The following is a 14,382-nucleotide window of genomic DNA, read 5'->3' on the forward strand; positions in this document are numbered from 1 at the left end:
CTCCAGTCAACGGACGAATAGTGTATGTTGCGTCGACCGTTTGAGCCCGCCTATTGCTGCGAAGTTAAATTTCGTGGAATCCGCTGGGGCTATAAGAGTGGCTGCTTGGAAGTCCTTGCGTGATTTGAAGGCCAGGGTGCGGCCCGGTACGTAGCTGATTATTGAAAATGGTGCAGGATACTATGTTGGGCCCAGGCAGTGGCGCTGGTTGCGCGCCAGTCACATAGCCATGAGCATGAAGTCTTAATATGCCGTTAAGCGGAAATCTTGAGCCATGTATGGTTAGACGTGATGGCGTAACAGAATAATTACTTAGAAGATTAGGTGATTGTCGTTCTATCCACTGTCCAGCATTGCAAGAAAACATGATTACCACCTTTGGCTTTAAAATCTCTATAAGGCGCCTGAAACTTGAGACAGCTATTCGCCTTGGCGGAGCGTCATTAGTTAGTGGCGTTCCTCTTTGCCCATTTCCCGCTCCATGTCCAGCCCATATAAAATCAAGAGAAGCATAGTTTCCTGCAAAAACCTGGACTTGTGCAAAAGTGGCCGGATCTATAACGGATCCCGCGCCCTGATTTATGAATTGAGCTTGTACGACGCCTACAATATTTGGCATCCCAGGAAGCCCAACAAGAAAATTTTGTCCTTGATCATCGCCATTGTGTATAACCAAATATGGCATTCTGTAACTCCATGTTTATTGTCCTCAGACATCTCAGCATAGCTGACCTGAGGTGGCCTACTGGTGTTGGTCGAGCCATATTATCCGAAGGCTGGTGGTGGAGGCGTATGGAAAAAGGAGGACCGGTTTATTTAGAGATCTCCGCCCTTTTCCTTTGACCGATCAGCCTACACCACCGCCCCACGCAGCATTCCCTGCGTCAAATCATCAGTGGAAAAGGGGACGCAGTGGAAAAGTGCTTTTTGAGAGTCTTCCGCCAACGCCGGGCTTCACAAAAAACAAGAGATTTTCACGGCGGCGTGCTGATCAATCGGAAAAGCCGCCTCTAGGTATGCGTCCAGCCATCACGTCTTTGGGGGAAAGGCGGGAAAAGGAAACAAGAACAAAAAAAGCCCTGGCATTTGGAGCCAGGGCTTTCTTGTCTGGCGTTGGCCTGAGTACTCCCTGGCCGACTACGTCACACCCGCTGGAATACGCCGGTCCCACTGCCGGAGAACTGCCCGCTGATGCTCCCGCCATCTTGTGATGGATGGACCAGAACGGCCAGCAGGCGCTGCCCGTCATGAAGGTACAGGGCGAGAGAGCCTGAACTAATCGACAATTGCAGCAACAACGAGACGCCAATGATGTTCCCGGCATCAGGTGCCGTGCCCTGCAGGTAGATGTTGGGAATGTTGACATTGGTCCCCGTACCCGTCACCTGGCCGACGAAGCGCACGGAGGTTCCTTGCTGGGGGGCATTTGGTCCAATCTCGGCGGTTGACGCACCAATCTGGATGGTTTCGGTCTGGGGATAAGCACCGCCACCGCTACTTTCGATGGAGAAGTAACCGCAAATGTTCTGTCGGCTTCCGCATCCACACAATGATTGCGGGTGTACGTTCTGATGGAGGACCTCTTCCAGCGCCGGCTTCGCATTGGAAAGCGCTCGCAGCCGTTTGATTTGTGCGTCGAAGGCTGCCTGTGATTGCGTTGTGAGCCCATCGATCTGCTCAGGTTTAATGTTTTGAAGAGACAGAGTCATCACTAAAATCCTTTTAGTTTTTGCGAAAAGACCTGGAGACATTGCGCCTCACACGACCAGCGCACCCTCCAGTAGCACACCACGAATCCCTCGACTCGTGGCCCCTCCTTTAAAACACAACCTATAGGCGCTTACAACTACTTCCATTGTGCAAAAGGGGAGGACAAATTTTAAATCTCGCGGCCCTTTTCCCTCGGCAAGTCAGCCCACACCGATGCCCAGGCGTAGCGCCCGCCATCCGCTTCCAGCGCGGCATCCAAGGAGGACGAAAAGGGGACGTTGCGTCGACCGGTTGAGCCCGCCGCCCCCCTTTTTTTCAGAGCCACTGACCAGCCCTGTCGAAGTGTTCCATCTGCTCCGTCAGGACCTTGAAGATGGTCTACAATGGGTTCTGTTCTGAAAAATCTTGTTTTTTAGATCTATGGCAGGACGGTTGCTGTGACTCATTGAACGAGCTGTATTTAGGCCATAGGCGGTTTAATAAGTAGCGTTAATAGCCATATACAAGCACAGGAATAAATCATGCCATATGCAGGAATTACTAAATCTGAGTTTATGGCAATGTGCCCTGGCTTGGAGTACCAGTCACAAGATTATAGCTGCTGGGCAGCTTGTATGTCTGTACTGATGCGTCTTAATGGTTTTTATGTATCAGAGCAAGTCATCATAAACGAATTCCCTGACTTTGCTGCTAAAGACGGTATTAACTCATCCCAATGGAAGAGATTAATTGACAAGATGAATGAAAAGTACTTCTCCACTATTTCTTTTAATCACTATGTTCTCGTCCCTTCGACTGGCTCGCCCTCCTCCTCCTCCTCCTCCTCCTCCTCCTCCTCCTCCTCCTCCTCCTCGCTGGTACGCTACTCGATTGTTAGGCAAATGTATTATTACGAAAGATATGAGCTTTTTATTGATTTTCTCCATATCTTTAAAGGCGTCATGGTATTCATTGAAGGACATTTTGTAGTTTTGCTGGGTCATGACCCTGCAGATTCGACCGTCACATACTATGATCCTTGGGACAATACCACTCCTACAGTGCCAAAAAGTGTATTCAAGTCGTTTGGTGGCAGTGGAGAGGCCGCAGGAGTAAAGGAAAGAAGATTGATTCTTAATGCCGCAGAAAAATGGAGAACAAAGAGCAAGAGGGTGGTTTTATCATAGCGGTCCAAAGTACCAAAAGGGACGGGACACCCATTAGCCGGTCTGTCCCCTTTCCTTTGACAAGCCAGCCTACACCGATGGCCCACGCAGCATCCCCTGCGTCAGATCGTCAATCACCGCTTTACCCATTTCTCCCAGGTAATGCGATGCCCAAGCGTAGCGTTCTCCATCCGCTTCCAGCGCGGCATCCAAAGATAGTGCCTTCGCGCAATACAACAAGAGCGAGGCATGCTCCATAGCTTCCAGAATCGGCACACCAGGATTGACCCGGAACAGCTCACGACCTTGAGAGCCGCAAGTTGAAAAAGTGATAACGCCCAGCGTTTTGTTTGAAGGTGGATTGCTCATTGGGCACCTCCCGCAACAGCTTGGGTGCTGAGGCTTGCAAACCGAAAACATGACTCCGTAAAAACGACCATACGCGTAACTCCTAATGTTGGGAGTTGCCACACTCGTTCTCAGGCGAAGGGTGGCAGCTGTGCGCAGGCTGAGAAACCGGGACAATAGGAACCCGGCAGACCGCGAAGGCCTCCCGCGCACAGCCGCCATGACACAGACGTGCGGGCACAAAAATAGCGCCAGCAGTCTAATGGATGGTGGCGCCTGTGCGCCTATTGTTTCACGGATTCTCAGGCCCGGTCGCTGAATGGGCAGCGACAATTCAAGGATAGCGGAGCATTCGAAGCACTCAAGCCAGCATTTGAAGCGAAACATTTCAAAAGCCAGCTGCCCTTGCCAGCCCCGGCGAGCAACCCCATTTCCTGATAAACTGCGCCCCATTCAGCCTCACGCCACTCAAGCCCGCGCCCTGCCCCATCCGCGCCGGCTGCGCCCACAGCGACAGACCTTCCATGCCTTTGAACGACGCTACACCTTCACGCTCCGAGCCCTCTCGCCGCTTCTCCGTGGCTCCGATGATGGATTGGACTGATAGACATTGCCGGTTCTTCCTACGCCTGCTCTCCAAGCACACCCTGCTCTACACCGAAATGGTCACCACCGGCGCCATCCTTCACGGTGACCATGAGCGTTTCCTGCGTCACAACGAAGCCGAGCACCCACTGGCCCTGCAACTGGGCGGCAGTGTGCCGGCTGATCTCGCCGCCTGCGCCCGTATGGCCCAGGACGCCGGTTACGACGAAGTGAACCTCAACGTCGGCTGCCCCAGCGACCGGGTGCAGAACAATATGATCGGTGCCTGCCTGATGGGGCATCCGGAGCTGGTGGCCGATTGCGTGAAAGCCATGCGCGATGCCGTGTCGATTCCGGTCACGGTCAAACACCGCATCGGCATCAACGGCCGTGACAGCTACGCCGAACTCTGCGATTTCGTGGGTAAAGTGCAGGAAGCCGGTTGCCGCAGCTTCACCGTGCATGCGCGGATCGCGATTCTGGAAGGTCTGTCGCCGAAGGAGAACCGGGATATTCCGCCGCTGCGGTATGACGTGGCGGCTCAGTTGAAGCAGGACTTTCCGGGGCTGGAGATTATCCTTAACGGTGGGATCAAGACCCTGGAACAGTGTCACTTGCATTTGCAGACGTTTGATGGGGTGATGCTCGGCCGTGAGGCGTATCACAACCCGTATCTGCTGGCTGAGGTGGATCAGCAGTTGTTTGGCAGTGCAGCGCCGGTGATTTCACGGGCGCAAGCGTTGGCGCAGTTGCGGCCTTATGTGCAAGCGCATATTGCTGATGGCGGGGCGATGCACCATATCACTCGGCATGTTTTGGGGCTGGGTACCGGGTTTCCAGGGGCACGGCGGTTTCGGCAGTTGTTGTCGGTGGATATTCACAAGGCCAAGGATCCGCTGGCGTTGCTGGATCAGGCGGGGGAGTTGTTGGAGGGGCGGTAGCGTGATCGGCTAGAGACCGCGTTATCGTTCTTCGCGGGCAAGCTCCGCTTCCACAGGGGACCGCGTTCCAGCCCCCCACTAGCGGCGTTAGCGTTCATCGTCAGCAAGACGGCTCCTACAGAACAGCGCAAAAAGGGCGACGTCCGCTTAGATGTCGCCCTTTTTTGTACGCGTGTGGCGTCAGTCCGTCAGGTGCGCTCCAGCGCATTCACCAGGTCGTGAAAGGCTTCGCGGTTCGAGTCGTTCAGGCCCATCAGGATCTTGTGCGCTTCCAGCACCTTGACCCGCACCACTTCTTCCGACTGGTCCTGCGACGGCAGGTCGGTCAGGCAATCCGTGCACGGAATCGGGTGGTTGACGATATTGAAGACCTGGTCGAAACCCATGGACTGCAATAACCGGGTGATATCGTCGTGGGTGGTGACCACGGTCGGCAACAAGCCCACCTTCTGCCGCGACAAGATCGACAGTTTGGCCAGCAAACCCAGCGTGGTGCTGTCAATGCTGCGGGTTTCCGTCAGGTCGATCACAATCGCCGAAAAATTCAGCGCCGTGAAGATCCTTTCAATTGTTGCATCCAACGCTGAACAGAGGGTCAGGCGAACTTCACCGACAAACTTCAGAACGAAGGTGCCATCCTGCTCGGCGAACTGGATTCTACCGGTACTCATCAAATGTTCCTGCTCAACACTAACAGGGCGATATCATCCGGCATCTCCCCTAGCGTGGCCAATCCAAAGACCTGGCGCAAGCCATCCAGGCTGCCCCCGGCTGTTTTTACCAGTTCAGGTAAAGCAGCCTCTTTCTCTTTGAGTGTATCTTGCGTCAAAAGGTCCAGAATGCCATCTGACATCAGCGTCAAGCTGAACGCCGGCGGCAGTTCCAGGATGTGATCTTCATAGGTGGCTTCGTTGAACAAGCCCACCGGCAAACCACGCCCTTCCAGGTAACGCACGCTGTCCGGGGTATAGAGCACCGGCAACGGCAAGTGCCCGCCAATGCTGTAGGTCAACAATCCGGTCTCTTCATCGATCACGCCGCCGACCATGGTCACGTGCTTGCCCAGCTTGCAGTTGATCAGGCCACGGTTGATATGACCCAGCACTTGCGACGGGGTGAACTCCGGCAAGGTGCCGTTGCGCTTGGATTCGAACAGCAGGCGCGTGGTCATGAACTTCAGCAGCACGGTGACGAACGCCGATGACGCACCATGACCGGACACATCCGCCAGGTAGAACGCCACGCGGCGCTCATCGACGCGGAAGTAGTCGACGAAATCACCCGACAGGTACAAAGACGGGATGATCTGGTGCGCGAACTGGAACTCGTCGATGCTCCACGGGCTGGTCGGCAGCATGTTCATCTGCACCTGGCGACCGGCGTTCTGGTCTTCCTGGAGCAGGTGCAGGCTGGCTTCGAGCTCGCGGTTGGCGGTTTCCAGCTTCTCGCGGTAGCGCTGGTTCTCCAGCAGCAGGCGAGCACGATCCAGCGCCCGGCGCACGGAGTGCTCCAGAACGGCAAGGTCCTCGAGGGGCTTGATGAGGTAGTCGGCTGCACCCAGGCGCAACGCTTCGACCGCGTCGTTCATGACGCCGGCACCGGACACCACGATCACCGGCGTTTGCGGCGAAAGCTCAGTCACCTGACGAATCAGCTCAAGACCGCCCATCTGGGGCATGCGCAGGTCGCAGATGATCAGATCGGGCTTGGAGCGCTCGAATACCTCAAGCCCCTGCAAGCCATTGCCGGCCTGCAGGACGCTGAATCCGCTGTCTTCCAAGTAGGCCGCAAGGCTTGCACGCACTACTTCGTCGTCATCAATTATCAGCAGCGTGGCACTGGTTTTTTGCATGTGGGCAAACGGCGCCAGAATTAGGTTGGCGTAGACAGCAAGGCAACGTGCCCGACTCGTACTACTGGATTCGCTTTCTAGCCTCTCTGTCTCGATTGTGTCGAACGTTCACGTCCGGTGCATCGGTATCAGAGGTGCCCTTCTAAGGCGCAGACGGTACTCCCATCCGCCGGGCGTTTCAAGCTCATGCCGATGGTCGCTTGACGTCTTTACACCTCAAATCACCGGGAGTTATAAGAACAGTGCAAACCACAACGGAATTGAAGGACTGCCCCCCATGAGCCGAACCGATCATGACTACAGCGAAAAGCGTGATTACATCCGGATGCGCGTCGACGCCGACGTGACGCTGATCCATGCGGGGCTGGAGATTTCCGCCACCTGCCTGGACCTCTCGAGCAGCGGCATGCAGATCGCCGCGCCACGGGCCTTCAAGGCCGGCGACTCGCTGCTGGTGCGGATCGAGTCCGACCACCCGTCCCTCAAGGGCCTGGAGGCCGAGACCGAGGTGGTCTGGGTGCGTGACGACGAAGGCGGCCAGCGCCTGGGGTTGCATATCCTCAAGATGAGTTGAGAGCGACCAGGCAGAAAAAAGGCGACCCCTCGAGGTCGCCTTTTTCATGGGGTCGCTGACGATCAGAAATCGTCTACAACCTTGCCGTCCTTGACCTTGAACTCGCGGTTCTGCAGGTAGGCATTGCGGATGAAGATGTACTTGTCGCCGGTGATCAGCTTCTCGCTCGACAACAGGCTGGTGCGGGTGTCGATCACCTGCGCGCCGAGCGCCATGTTGCGCGCCGGAATGTCGTTCATGTAGCGCCACGGTTGGGTATAGGTGTCGACGTACTTGGACGGCGCGTCACGCAGGGTGCTCGGGCCGAAGAACGGGATGACCACGTACGGACCGCTGCCCACGCCCCAGTGTCCCAGGGTCTGGCCGAAGTCTTCGTCGTTACGCTGCAGCCCCATTTTGGTGCCGACATCGAAGAAACCGGCGACCCCGAAGATGGTGTTGAAGAAGATCCGTGACGTATCGACGCCGGCCGCTTGCGGCTTGAGCTGCAACACGTCGTTGGCCAGGTTCTGCACATCGCCGATGTTGCGGTACATGTTGTGGATGCCGTCGATCAGGAACTGCGGCGTCACCGCCTGGTAGCCCTGGGCCAAAGGTTTCAGCGCGTAGGTGTCCAGCACGTCGTTGAACTTGAAGATCGGGCGGTTGACGCTCTCCCACGGATCTTCGTCTGCCGCCTGTGCGGCAAAAGGCACCAGCGCAACACCGGCACACAGGGACAGTTGAGCTAGACGATTGATCCAGCGCATAAAAAGAACTCCTTGGATAATACAGGGCTGGGCAACCGCACCCTCGAAAAGCGGCCAGTATAAAGCGGATAACTCCGATTAGGCAGTATGGCCAGGGCAAGTCCTGCAAAGAATTACCGATCGCCCCGGCAAAACCGGGCGTCATCCAACTGTCATGGCAGTGTCTTAACCTGCGGAGTCATTTCAGGGACGTTGCCATGCCATTACCCGCTGCCGTACCGCTGCCCGCGCCCACCGCCCTGCTCTTCGGCCTGAGCGGTTGCCTGGTGGATTTCGGCGCCCGCGCCCGCTCTCATCTGAACCCGGACGAGCACAACCACGCGACACCGGGTGCGCTGGAAGTGCTCCAGGGCCTACAGCAACGCGGCGTACCCTGCGCCTGGCTGGATGAATTGCCCCACGCGGTCAGTCACCTCCTCGCCGCGACCTTGCCGAGTTGGGTAAAGGCCGCCCTCCCCCCCGCCAATTGCGTGCAATGGCCGGCGCCCGACGCCTGCTGGCATGCACTGATGACCCTCGGCGTCGGCCAACTGGACGGCTGCGTGCTGGTCAGCGGCGAACCGCGCCTGCTGCAATCGGGCCTGAATGCCGGCTTGTGGACCATCGGCCTGGCCTCCTGCGGGCCCTTGTGCGGCCTGTCGCCCATGGAGTGGCAGGCTTTGCCGCAAAAGGACCGCGAACGCAAACGCGGCAAGGCCACCGTCGAGCTGTTCGGCCTGGGCGTGCATTCGGTGATCGATCACCTGGGTGAACTGGCGACCTGCCTGGACGATATCGCCCTGCGCCGGCTCAAGGGCGAGAAGCCCTGACACGGCGATCTTGATCAAGGTCATGCACGCCGCGCGCGAGTGGATTACTCTGACACCAGGTACAGACCTTTATCGCCACATGGCGGTCTATGTGCCAGAGATTATCCAAAGAGGAAGTACCACAATGCCTGCCCGCGAATTGCAAGACCAACTCAATACCCTGCGCGAGCAACTGGAGCAGAATCCACCTCTCTCACAGGAAGAGCGTGAACACCTGCAAGTGCTGATGCAACAGATCGACGCGCAAATCAAACTGGAAACCTCGACCCAGGACAGCAGCCTGGCGGACGGCGTCAATCTCGCCGTGGAACGTTTCGAACTCGAACACCCGGCCATCGCCGTGACCTTGCGCAATATCGTCCAGACCCTGGGCAATATCGGCATCTGAACATCGCCGCGGTCGGCGCCCCCTTGCTGAGGGCGCCGGGCACGGTTTCTGGGGCTCGGGCGGCTATAGCTCGGTACTCTCGAACGCCTGCGCGCGCGCCAAGGCCTCGCGGGTGAGCTGCTCCAGGCCATTTTTCCGTTCCTGAGCGATGGCCTCGAGCGCCCGCGTGTAGACGGCGTCGCTCATTTCCTCGCCGATGGGAATTTCGACCTGGGCGATCCCCAGGATCGCCGCCGTACCCTGCGCCGTCGCCGTCCAGCCGAGCTGCTCTTCCGGCGACGCTTGCGGCTGCCGCGCCAGCCCCTCCAGTGCCTCCCTCAATTCCTCAAGACGCTGCAACTGCTGCTCGGCGGCACCGGCGTAGTTCGCCACCTCGGGCAATCCCTCCAGGTATTCCAGCCACAGGGGTTGCTCAAGCAACAGCGCAACCCGCTTGGCCTGGGAGTCCTCGGCGGCCAGCACCCGGGTTCCGGCCTCCCGGGTCATGTCCCGACTGACGTTGCTGGCCCCGCGATAGAGCATCGACAACGGCTGCCAGGGCAACCCCAGGCGGTTGGCCAGATCGACCCGATAGGCGAGGAAAATCTCCACCTCGTCGACATCGGGCCGGCGCTCGTCCGCCGCAGCCGCCGCCAGGCGCCCTGCCTCCTCGATCTCGGCGGCACCGGCTTGACGGGCCCTGGCGAGGTTCATGGCCTCTGCCCCGGCCGCCTCGACCCGACTGGCCCTGACAATCTCCTGGTTGGCGGTCTCGACTTTGGCAATTTCGTTCAAACGCCCCAGTCGCGCACGCCCCTCGGCCAATTGCAGATACGCCGTTTCCCGGGCTTGGCCGGTCAATCCGCGGGTCTCGTACAACAGCACCTCGGACCCCAACCGACTGAAGACCTCGGTGAAGCCGTCGGCACAGGTATCCAGATCCGTCGTCCACTCAAACAAGGCTTGGCGCAAGCGGCTGTCACGGGCTGCCGCCTCGATCATCCGCCAGACCCGCCGAGTCAACTGCGCACGGAATTCGAGGCGATAGTCAGACGACTGACGCAACGCCGTGATGGACGATAGAAAAGTCTCACTTCCGGGTTCATGAGCGACCAGATCCCACAACAGCCGTCTGCGCTCCTGTTCCTCAACCGAGAAGCTGCTGTCCAGCCAACTCTCCACCACGGGAACCAGACTCGGTACCCCTTCCTCGATCCCGGTTTCTCCCGGTAAGGTAAAACGTATCGAGGGTCGATCACGGAACATGCTGATGTTTTGCCGGGTCACCTCATCCAGTGGATTGCCGTAGAGCAGCACCGTCCTCATTCTCTGGCTGCTCAAGGCATAAAAGTCCCCGGGGAGCACGGTCAGGCGGTTTCCCTGCACATCGAGCAGCGTCAGATCCAGCAACTCCAGCGCCCCGAACGGCCAGGAAATCAGTTCGCTGCGCTGCAACTGCAAGGCCCGCAGCCCGGGCATGCCCCGGGCATCGAAGGTGCCCAGGGGATTACCGTTCAGGTTCAAGCGCCGCAGGCCTCTCAGACTGCGCAGTTGCGCACCCAGCATCTGGGTCCAGGCGATGCGGTTGCCCATCAGTTGCAAGTTGATCAGATCACCCATCAGGCCAAGACCGGGCGGTAGATGCCTGAGCCGGCCGCCGGAAATCTGCAACCGACGCAACTTGGGGAAACGCTTGAGAAACTCATTGAGGTCATTGCGCTCACGAAGTCCCACCAGGTTCAGTCGCAGTGAGATCACATGGTCGAAATCCTCATCCAGCTCGGGCAACTTCAGCAGGTTCGCCCCCGAGAGGTCCAGCTCATAGCCCAACGTCATCCCCGCCATATCGAGCACTGGCGGCGACTCCCGGCGCCAGCACTGTTTAATCCGCTCTACCACCGCTCTTTTAGAGACACTATTGACGTGCCAGCCACCGACCCCGCTACGATCGCTTTCGTACTCGGGGTTCAGGCGCCAGTACTGCAGCGCCAACTTCAGCTTCTGGTAGTCGGTGTGTCGCTTTTTGAGCGCCGCCAGGAAAACCTTGTCATCCCGCCCTTCCAGCGCCAGAAACCGCCGAACCGCCGCCAGGTCCTGGCCGGGATAGAGTTTGTCGACCCAGCGCATCAGATGGCTGGGCAAAACCTGCTCGGCAGTCTGCTGCCCACCGAGCGGGTAACCGACCCGCCCATCGCTCAATCTCATCGGTGAGCGGAATCCGGGTTTGATCACAGGCATCTTCAACAATGTGCGGATCCGTTCACGGGACAGCCTCAGGCGTTGCACCACGGCTCGTTTAAGCTGCCCCGGCCGGGTGGCTCGTGAAAAACCCACGGACTGCAACGCTTTGTCCGGCAAGACCCGCAGCAACGTGGCCTCAAGGCTGTCCGACGGCGGCGCCGGCAGGCCGGCCTCCCCCTCGGTCACATAACCGTTCGACTGGCGGACCAGCGCCAGTCGGTTTTCGGCCGAGGCCGGCGCCCCCAGGCTGTCAATCAGGCGCAAACCGCCTGGTGCCAGCTTGGAGCGCTCGTACAGCTCGATACGCAAGGAGCTCGACCAACCCGGCAGGTTTTCCAGGGAATGCAGAAACAGCCGATCGGCATCCAGGCTGACCGACGACTCGAGGAACATCCCCTCGTAAGCCCGGGCAATACGCACCTGCTGCAAATACCAGTGGCTTTCCTCCGCCAGCCGCAACGGCACTTTGCCGGCCTCCAGCAACTCGATTTCATAGGCATTGGCGGCATTGACCAGCTCATCGACCATCGCCGTTGGCAGGCCAGGAAATAGACGCCTGAACAACTCGAGGAAAGGGGTTGTCGAGCGAGTCCGAAACTCGTAATAGTTCTCGAACAATGCACTGCGCTGATTTTTCGCTTCGTCCGTCAGCCGCCGCCTCAGGGCCGCCGATTGCTGCTCGGCGCTCAACAACGGCTCACCCACTTGCCGCCCGAGCAGCGTATCGATCTCCCGCGCGGCGAGCCCCTGCCGCACCACCTCCAGCAGTTGACCGTCACGGATCTGGCTGTCGCGGATCGATAGCACCGGCAGATCGGTTTTGTCCGCGGGGCCATACTCCTTCAGCACGCGCCCCTCGCCATCGAGGAAGCGTAGAACTTTCGAAGCGGGCCACAGGGCCTCCAGCAGTTGCTCCTGAATGCGCCAATCCACCAGGCCGTCGTTGGTGCTGCCGGTCTCGATAAAGCGCTGGATATCGGCATTGACCCTGAAGCGCGTCAGCGTATCGCGCAGCAGGGCCGGCGTCCTCATCTGGTCCAGGTAAACCGGGCGCATGGCATCGGCCTCGATGCCACTGATCGTCATGATCCACCCGATCTGCTCCCAGGTCATGTTCCGGAACTCGGCACCCAGGCGCTCAAACAAGCTGCATTCGTTCCACCTCAGCGGGTCTTCCAGCTCATGCACCCAGGCGCCTGAACCGTTGTGACTGAAAAGCGGCTCATAGGTGGCACGGCTCGGGTGCTCGGCATGGTACTCGTTGGCGATCCGGCCCGGCCTGAGCTTGTAGTAGCCGCCCTCGAAGGGCAGGTAAGTGCCGGCATTGCGCAAGTGGAGTCCGGACTCATCGACCTTGAGCCCTTCGGGCATCGCCGCGGCATGGCGGTAGGGCTTGAGGTCGGCTTTCCATAAGCGGCTTTCACCGCCCGGCACCTTGACCCGCCTGAGGCTGTTGATGAACGCAGTGGCGTCACGGTCGTGCGCCAGCCCCTGCATGAAGGCGCCCAGCTCCAGGGTCAGTACCACCCCGAGAAAACTCAGCACCGCCTGCTTTTTATCGCCATGCTCCCACTCCTCGATGCCCTCATAGAGCTGCACGAGCAACTGGGCGCCGGCGACCGCGAGCATGGCCTCGCCCAGACCCGGCACAAAAAACAGCAGGTTGGTCCCCCAATTGAGGAAGGCCTGCCAACGGGCGCGGCGGGTCTTCTTGTCCTCCGCATCGGTCGATACCGCCAGCACCTGCGCATCGTCCAACATCTTGACGACATGCTGCTCATAGAGCTCAGAAAGGGGATCACCGAGTAGGGCCGTGGTCTGGAGCTGCAGGTCCGCCCGCTCATCCGGCACACGCTGGCGCATCCCCGGACGCAAGGGGTTGAGCCGCTCTTCGAGGACCGTGAAAAAGATCGGCTGAGTACGCAGGTGGACATAACGCCGGAAGCTGTGCCGATACTCCAGCTTGCGCAGCCTGCCGCGCAACTCATCCTCGAAGGCCGCCAGGTTCGGGTATTGCTTGAGCGCCTGCTCCGGATCACCGGACAGGTACACCACGCAGGGACGGGCCTTGGCCGGCTGCAGGGACTCGGAGCAGGTCAGTAACACGCCCTTGAGCAACGCCCCCCGATACCCGCTGTCCGGAATGGCAACATCGAGCATTTTAATGTCATGACACTCCACCTCGTCCGCGCCCCAGACAGGACGCGAGTTTCCACTGACCAGCCCCTTGAGCATGCGGTAGACCGCTTCGTCGATATGCCCTTTCATCAAGGCGATATCGGCCTGAACCGCCAACTCGGAGGTCTCGTTGGCGACGAACAATCGACGAAATTCATCCTCCCGTTGACCGGACGCGTTCTGGCGCAAGAGGAAAGACTCGATATGTTTCCTGTACTGTCCGCCCAGATCCAGGCGTCGGCACAACAGGGCAAAATCCTGCAGGGTGATTGGCTTTTTCAGAACACCGCGGCTTTCCCGAATGATCTGCGAGCCGCGATCGAAACCCAAATCAACAGTTTCACTCTTCTCGAAGTTCTGCAGGGCCGCCTGCAATAACGTTTGTTGTGTCACGCTCTCCTGATAGGGCGTGGAAAGCGTTTGCGCAGCCAGTATATGAACATGCCGAAGCTTATCCCGACGAACCTCCAGGCCCGGCCCGAATGCATTGTCCAGCGCCTCTTTCAACAGCGGCTCAGCGAACACTTCCGGGGTCTGCAGCCCGCCCAGATACAGCGCCAGACGGGTTTTATCGACCTGGTGCCGGCGCATGTCATCGACGTAAGAGCGCCGCAGTCCGGCAGAGGCTTTTTTCAACCAGTCCGGCAACCAACCCTCTACCGCCGCATAATAATCCTCCGCCTCAAGGGGCACTGCAATATCCGTTTCATCCAGTATGGAAACCGCCATCTTCGAAAACCTTAGAGAACCTCGATAGGTTTTATGTTAATCATCCCCCCCCCGCAAAAAAGTTTAAATAAATAACGAGACCGACAAATATCACATCGGGATTGTTCACCTATAAAACAGATCATCACCGCCCCTTTCCCGGTAATCCGTGAAG

11 protein-coding genes are annotated in these 14,382 nt (G+C 58.5%); 5 read left to right on the forward strand and 6 right to left on the reverse strand.

Going from position 1 to position 14,382, the window contains the following annotated elements; genetic code table 11:
• Positions 1-1,142: 1,142 nt before the first annotated feature.
• Positions 1,143-1,709, reverse strand: coding sequence for a hypothetical protein (locus M5B99_RS16940; protein WP_248805115.1), 567 nt, complete (start codon positions 1,707-1,709; stop codon positions 1,143-1,145).
• A gap of 522 nt (positions 1,710-2,231) precedes the next feature.
• On the opposite strand from M5B99_RS16940, the gene M5B99_RS16945 reads away from it, so the two are divergent.
• Complete coding sequence (locus M5B99_RS16945; RefSeq protein ID WP_248805116.1) at positions 2,232-2,876, forward strand: hypothetical protein; 645 nt, start codon at positions 2,232-2,234, stop codon at positions 2,874-2,876.
• Between the two features lie 69 nt (positions 2,877-2,945).
• Here M5B99_RS16945 and M5B99_RS16950 read toward each other — a convergent pair whose 3' ends face one another.
• Positions 2,946-3,224, reverse strand: a complete 279-nt coding sequence (locus tag M5B99_RS16950; protein ID WP_248805117.1) for a DUF3077 domain-containing protein — start codon at positions 3,222-3,224, stop codon at positions 2,946-2,948.
• 503 nt (positions 3,225-3,727) lie between these two features.
• Between M5B99_RS16950 and dusA the strand changes: the two genes are divergently transcribed.
• Positions 3,728-4,729, forward strand: coding sequence for a tRNA dihydrouridine(20/20a) synthase DusA (dusA, locus tag M5B99_RS16955; RefSeq protein ID WP_248805118.1), 1,002 nt, complete (start codon positions 3,728-3,730; stop codon positions 4,727-4,729).
• Positions 4,730-4,917: 188 nt separating this feature from the next.
• On the opposite strand, the gene rssC is transcribed toward dusA, so the two are convergent.
• Positions 4,918-5,400: an anti-sigma factor antagonist RssC gene (gene rssC / locus M5B99_RS16960; RefSeq protein ID WP_248805119.1), complete on the reverse strand. Its 483-nt coding sequence runs from the start codon at positions 5,398-5,400 to the stop codon at positions 4,918-4,920.
• Positions 5,400-6,581, reverse strand: a complete 1,182-nt coding sequence (gene rssB, locus M5B99_RS16965) for a two-component system response regulator RssB (protein WP_248805120.1) — start codon at positions 6,579-6,581, stop codon at positions 5,400-5,402. Before rssB ends, rssC begins: the two co-directional genes overlap by 1 nt.
• Positions 6,582-6,858: 277 nt before the next feature.
• Here rssB and M5B99_RS16970 point away from each other — a divergent pair, with 277 nt between their 5' ends.
• Positions 6,859-7,155 (forward strand): PilZ domain-containing protein, encoded by a 297-nt coding sequence (locus M5B99_RS16970; protein WP_248805121.1) that lies wholly within the window; start codon positions 6,859-6,861, stop codon positions 7,153-7,155.
• A 62-nt stretch (positions 7,156-7,217) separates the two neighbouring features.
• Here M5B99_RS16970 and M5B99_RS16975 read toward each other — a convergent pair whose 3' ends face one another.
• Positions 7,218-7,904: a VacJ family lipoprotein gene (locus tag M5B99_RS16975; RefSeq protein WP_248805122.1), complete on the reverse strand. Its 687-nt coding sequence runs from the start codon at positions 7,902-7,904 to the stop codon at positions 7,218-7,220.
• Positions 7,905-8,101: 197 nt separating this feature from the next.
• Here M5B99_RS16975 and M5B99_RS16980 point away from each other — a divergent pair, with 197 nt between their 5' ends.
• Positions 8,102-8,713: an HAD family phosphatase gene (locus M5B99_RS16980; RefSeq protein ID WP_248805123.1), complete on the forward strand. Its 612-nt coding sequence runs from the start codon at positions 8,102-8,104 to the stop codon at positions 8,711-8,713.
• Positions 8,714-8,837: 124 nt separating this feature from the next.
• On the forward strand, positions 8,838-9,101 hold the full coding sequence (locus M5B99_RS16985) for a DUF4404 family protein (protein WP_248805124.1): 264 nt from the start codon (positions 8,838-8,840) through the stop codon (positions 9,099-9,101).
• A 63-nt stretch (positions 9,102-9,164) separates the two neighbouring features.
• On the opposite strand, the gene M5B99_RS16990 is transcribed toward M5B99_RS16985, so the two are convergent.
• The gene (locus M5B99_RS16990) at positions 9,165-14,228 is read right to left on the reverse strand and encodes an NEL domain-containing protein (RefSeq protein WP_248805125.1); all 5,064 of its coding nucleotides are present in this window, start codon (positions 14,226-14,228) and stop codon (positions 9,165-9,167) included.
• Positions 14,229-14,382 lie beyond the last annotated feature (154 nt).

The sequence above is a fragment of the Pseudomonas sp. MWU13-2100 genome, from assembly GCF_023242365.1.
Taxonomy (GTDB): domain Bacteria; phylum Pseudomonadota; class Gammaproteobacteria; order Pseudomonadales; family Pseudomonadaceae; genus Aquipseudomonas.

Bases quoted from the DNA above. Each gene is read 5' to 3' on its own strand.
- M5B99_RS16970 (WP_248805121.1), top strand. From the start codon at position 6,859: ATGAGCCGAACCGATCATGACTACAGCGAAAAGCGTGATTACATCCGG.
- rssB (WP_248805120.1), bottom strand. From the start codon at position 6,581: ATGCAAAAAACCAGTGCCACGCTGCTGATAATTGATGACGACGAAGTA.
- dusA (WP_248805118.1), top strand. From the start codon at position 3,728: ATGCCTTTGAACGACGCTACACCTTCACGCTCCGAGCCCTCTCGCCGC.
- M5B99_RS16975 (WP_248805122.1), bottom strand. From the start codon at position 7,904: ATGCGCTGGATCAATCGTCTAGCTCAACTGTCCCTGTGTGCCGGTGTT.
- M5B99_RS16990 (WP_248805125.1), bottom strand. From the start codon at position 14,228: ATGGCGGTTTCCATACTGGATGAAACGGATATTGCAGTGCCCCTTGAG.
- M5B99_RS16980 (WP_248805123.1), top strand. From the start codon at position 8,102: ATGCCATTACCCGCTGCCGTACCGCTGCCCGCGCCCACCGCCCTGCTC.
- M5B99_RS16950 (WP_248805117.1), bottom strand. From the start codon at position 3,224: ATGAGCAATCCACCTTCAAACAAAACGCTGGGCGTTATCACTTTTTCA.
- rssC (WP_248805119.1), bottom strand. From the start codon at position 5,400: ATGAGTACCGGTAGAATCCAGTTCGCCGAGCAGGATGGCACCTTCGTT.
- M5B99_RS16985 (WP_248805124.1), top strand. From the start codon at position 8,838: ATGCCTGCCCGCGAATTGCAAGACCAACTCAATACCCTGCGCGAGCAA.
- M5B99_RS16945 (WP_248805116.1), top strand. From the start codon at position 2,232: ATGCCATATGCAGGAATTACTAAATCTGAGTTTATGGCAATGTGCCCT.
- M5B99_RS16940 (WP_248805115.1), bottom strand. From the start codon at position 1,709: ATGACTCTGTCTCTTCAAAACATTAAACCTGAGCAGATCGATGGGCTC.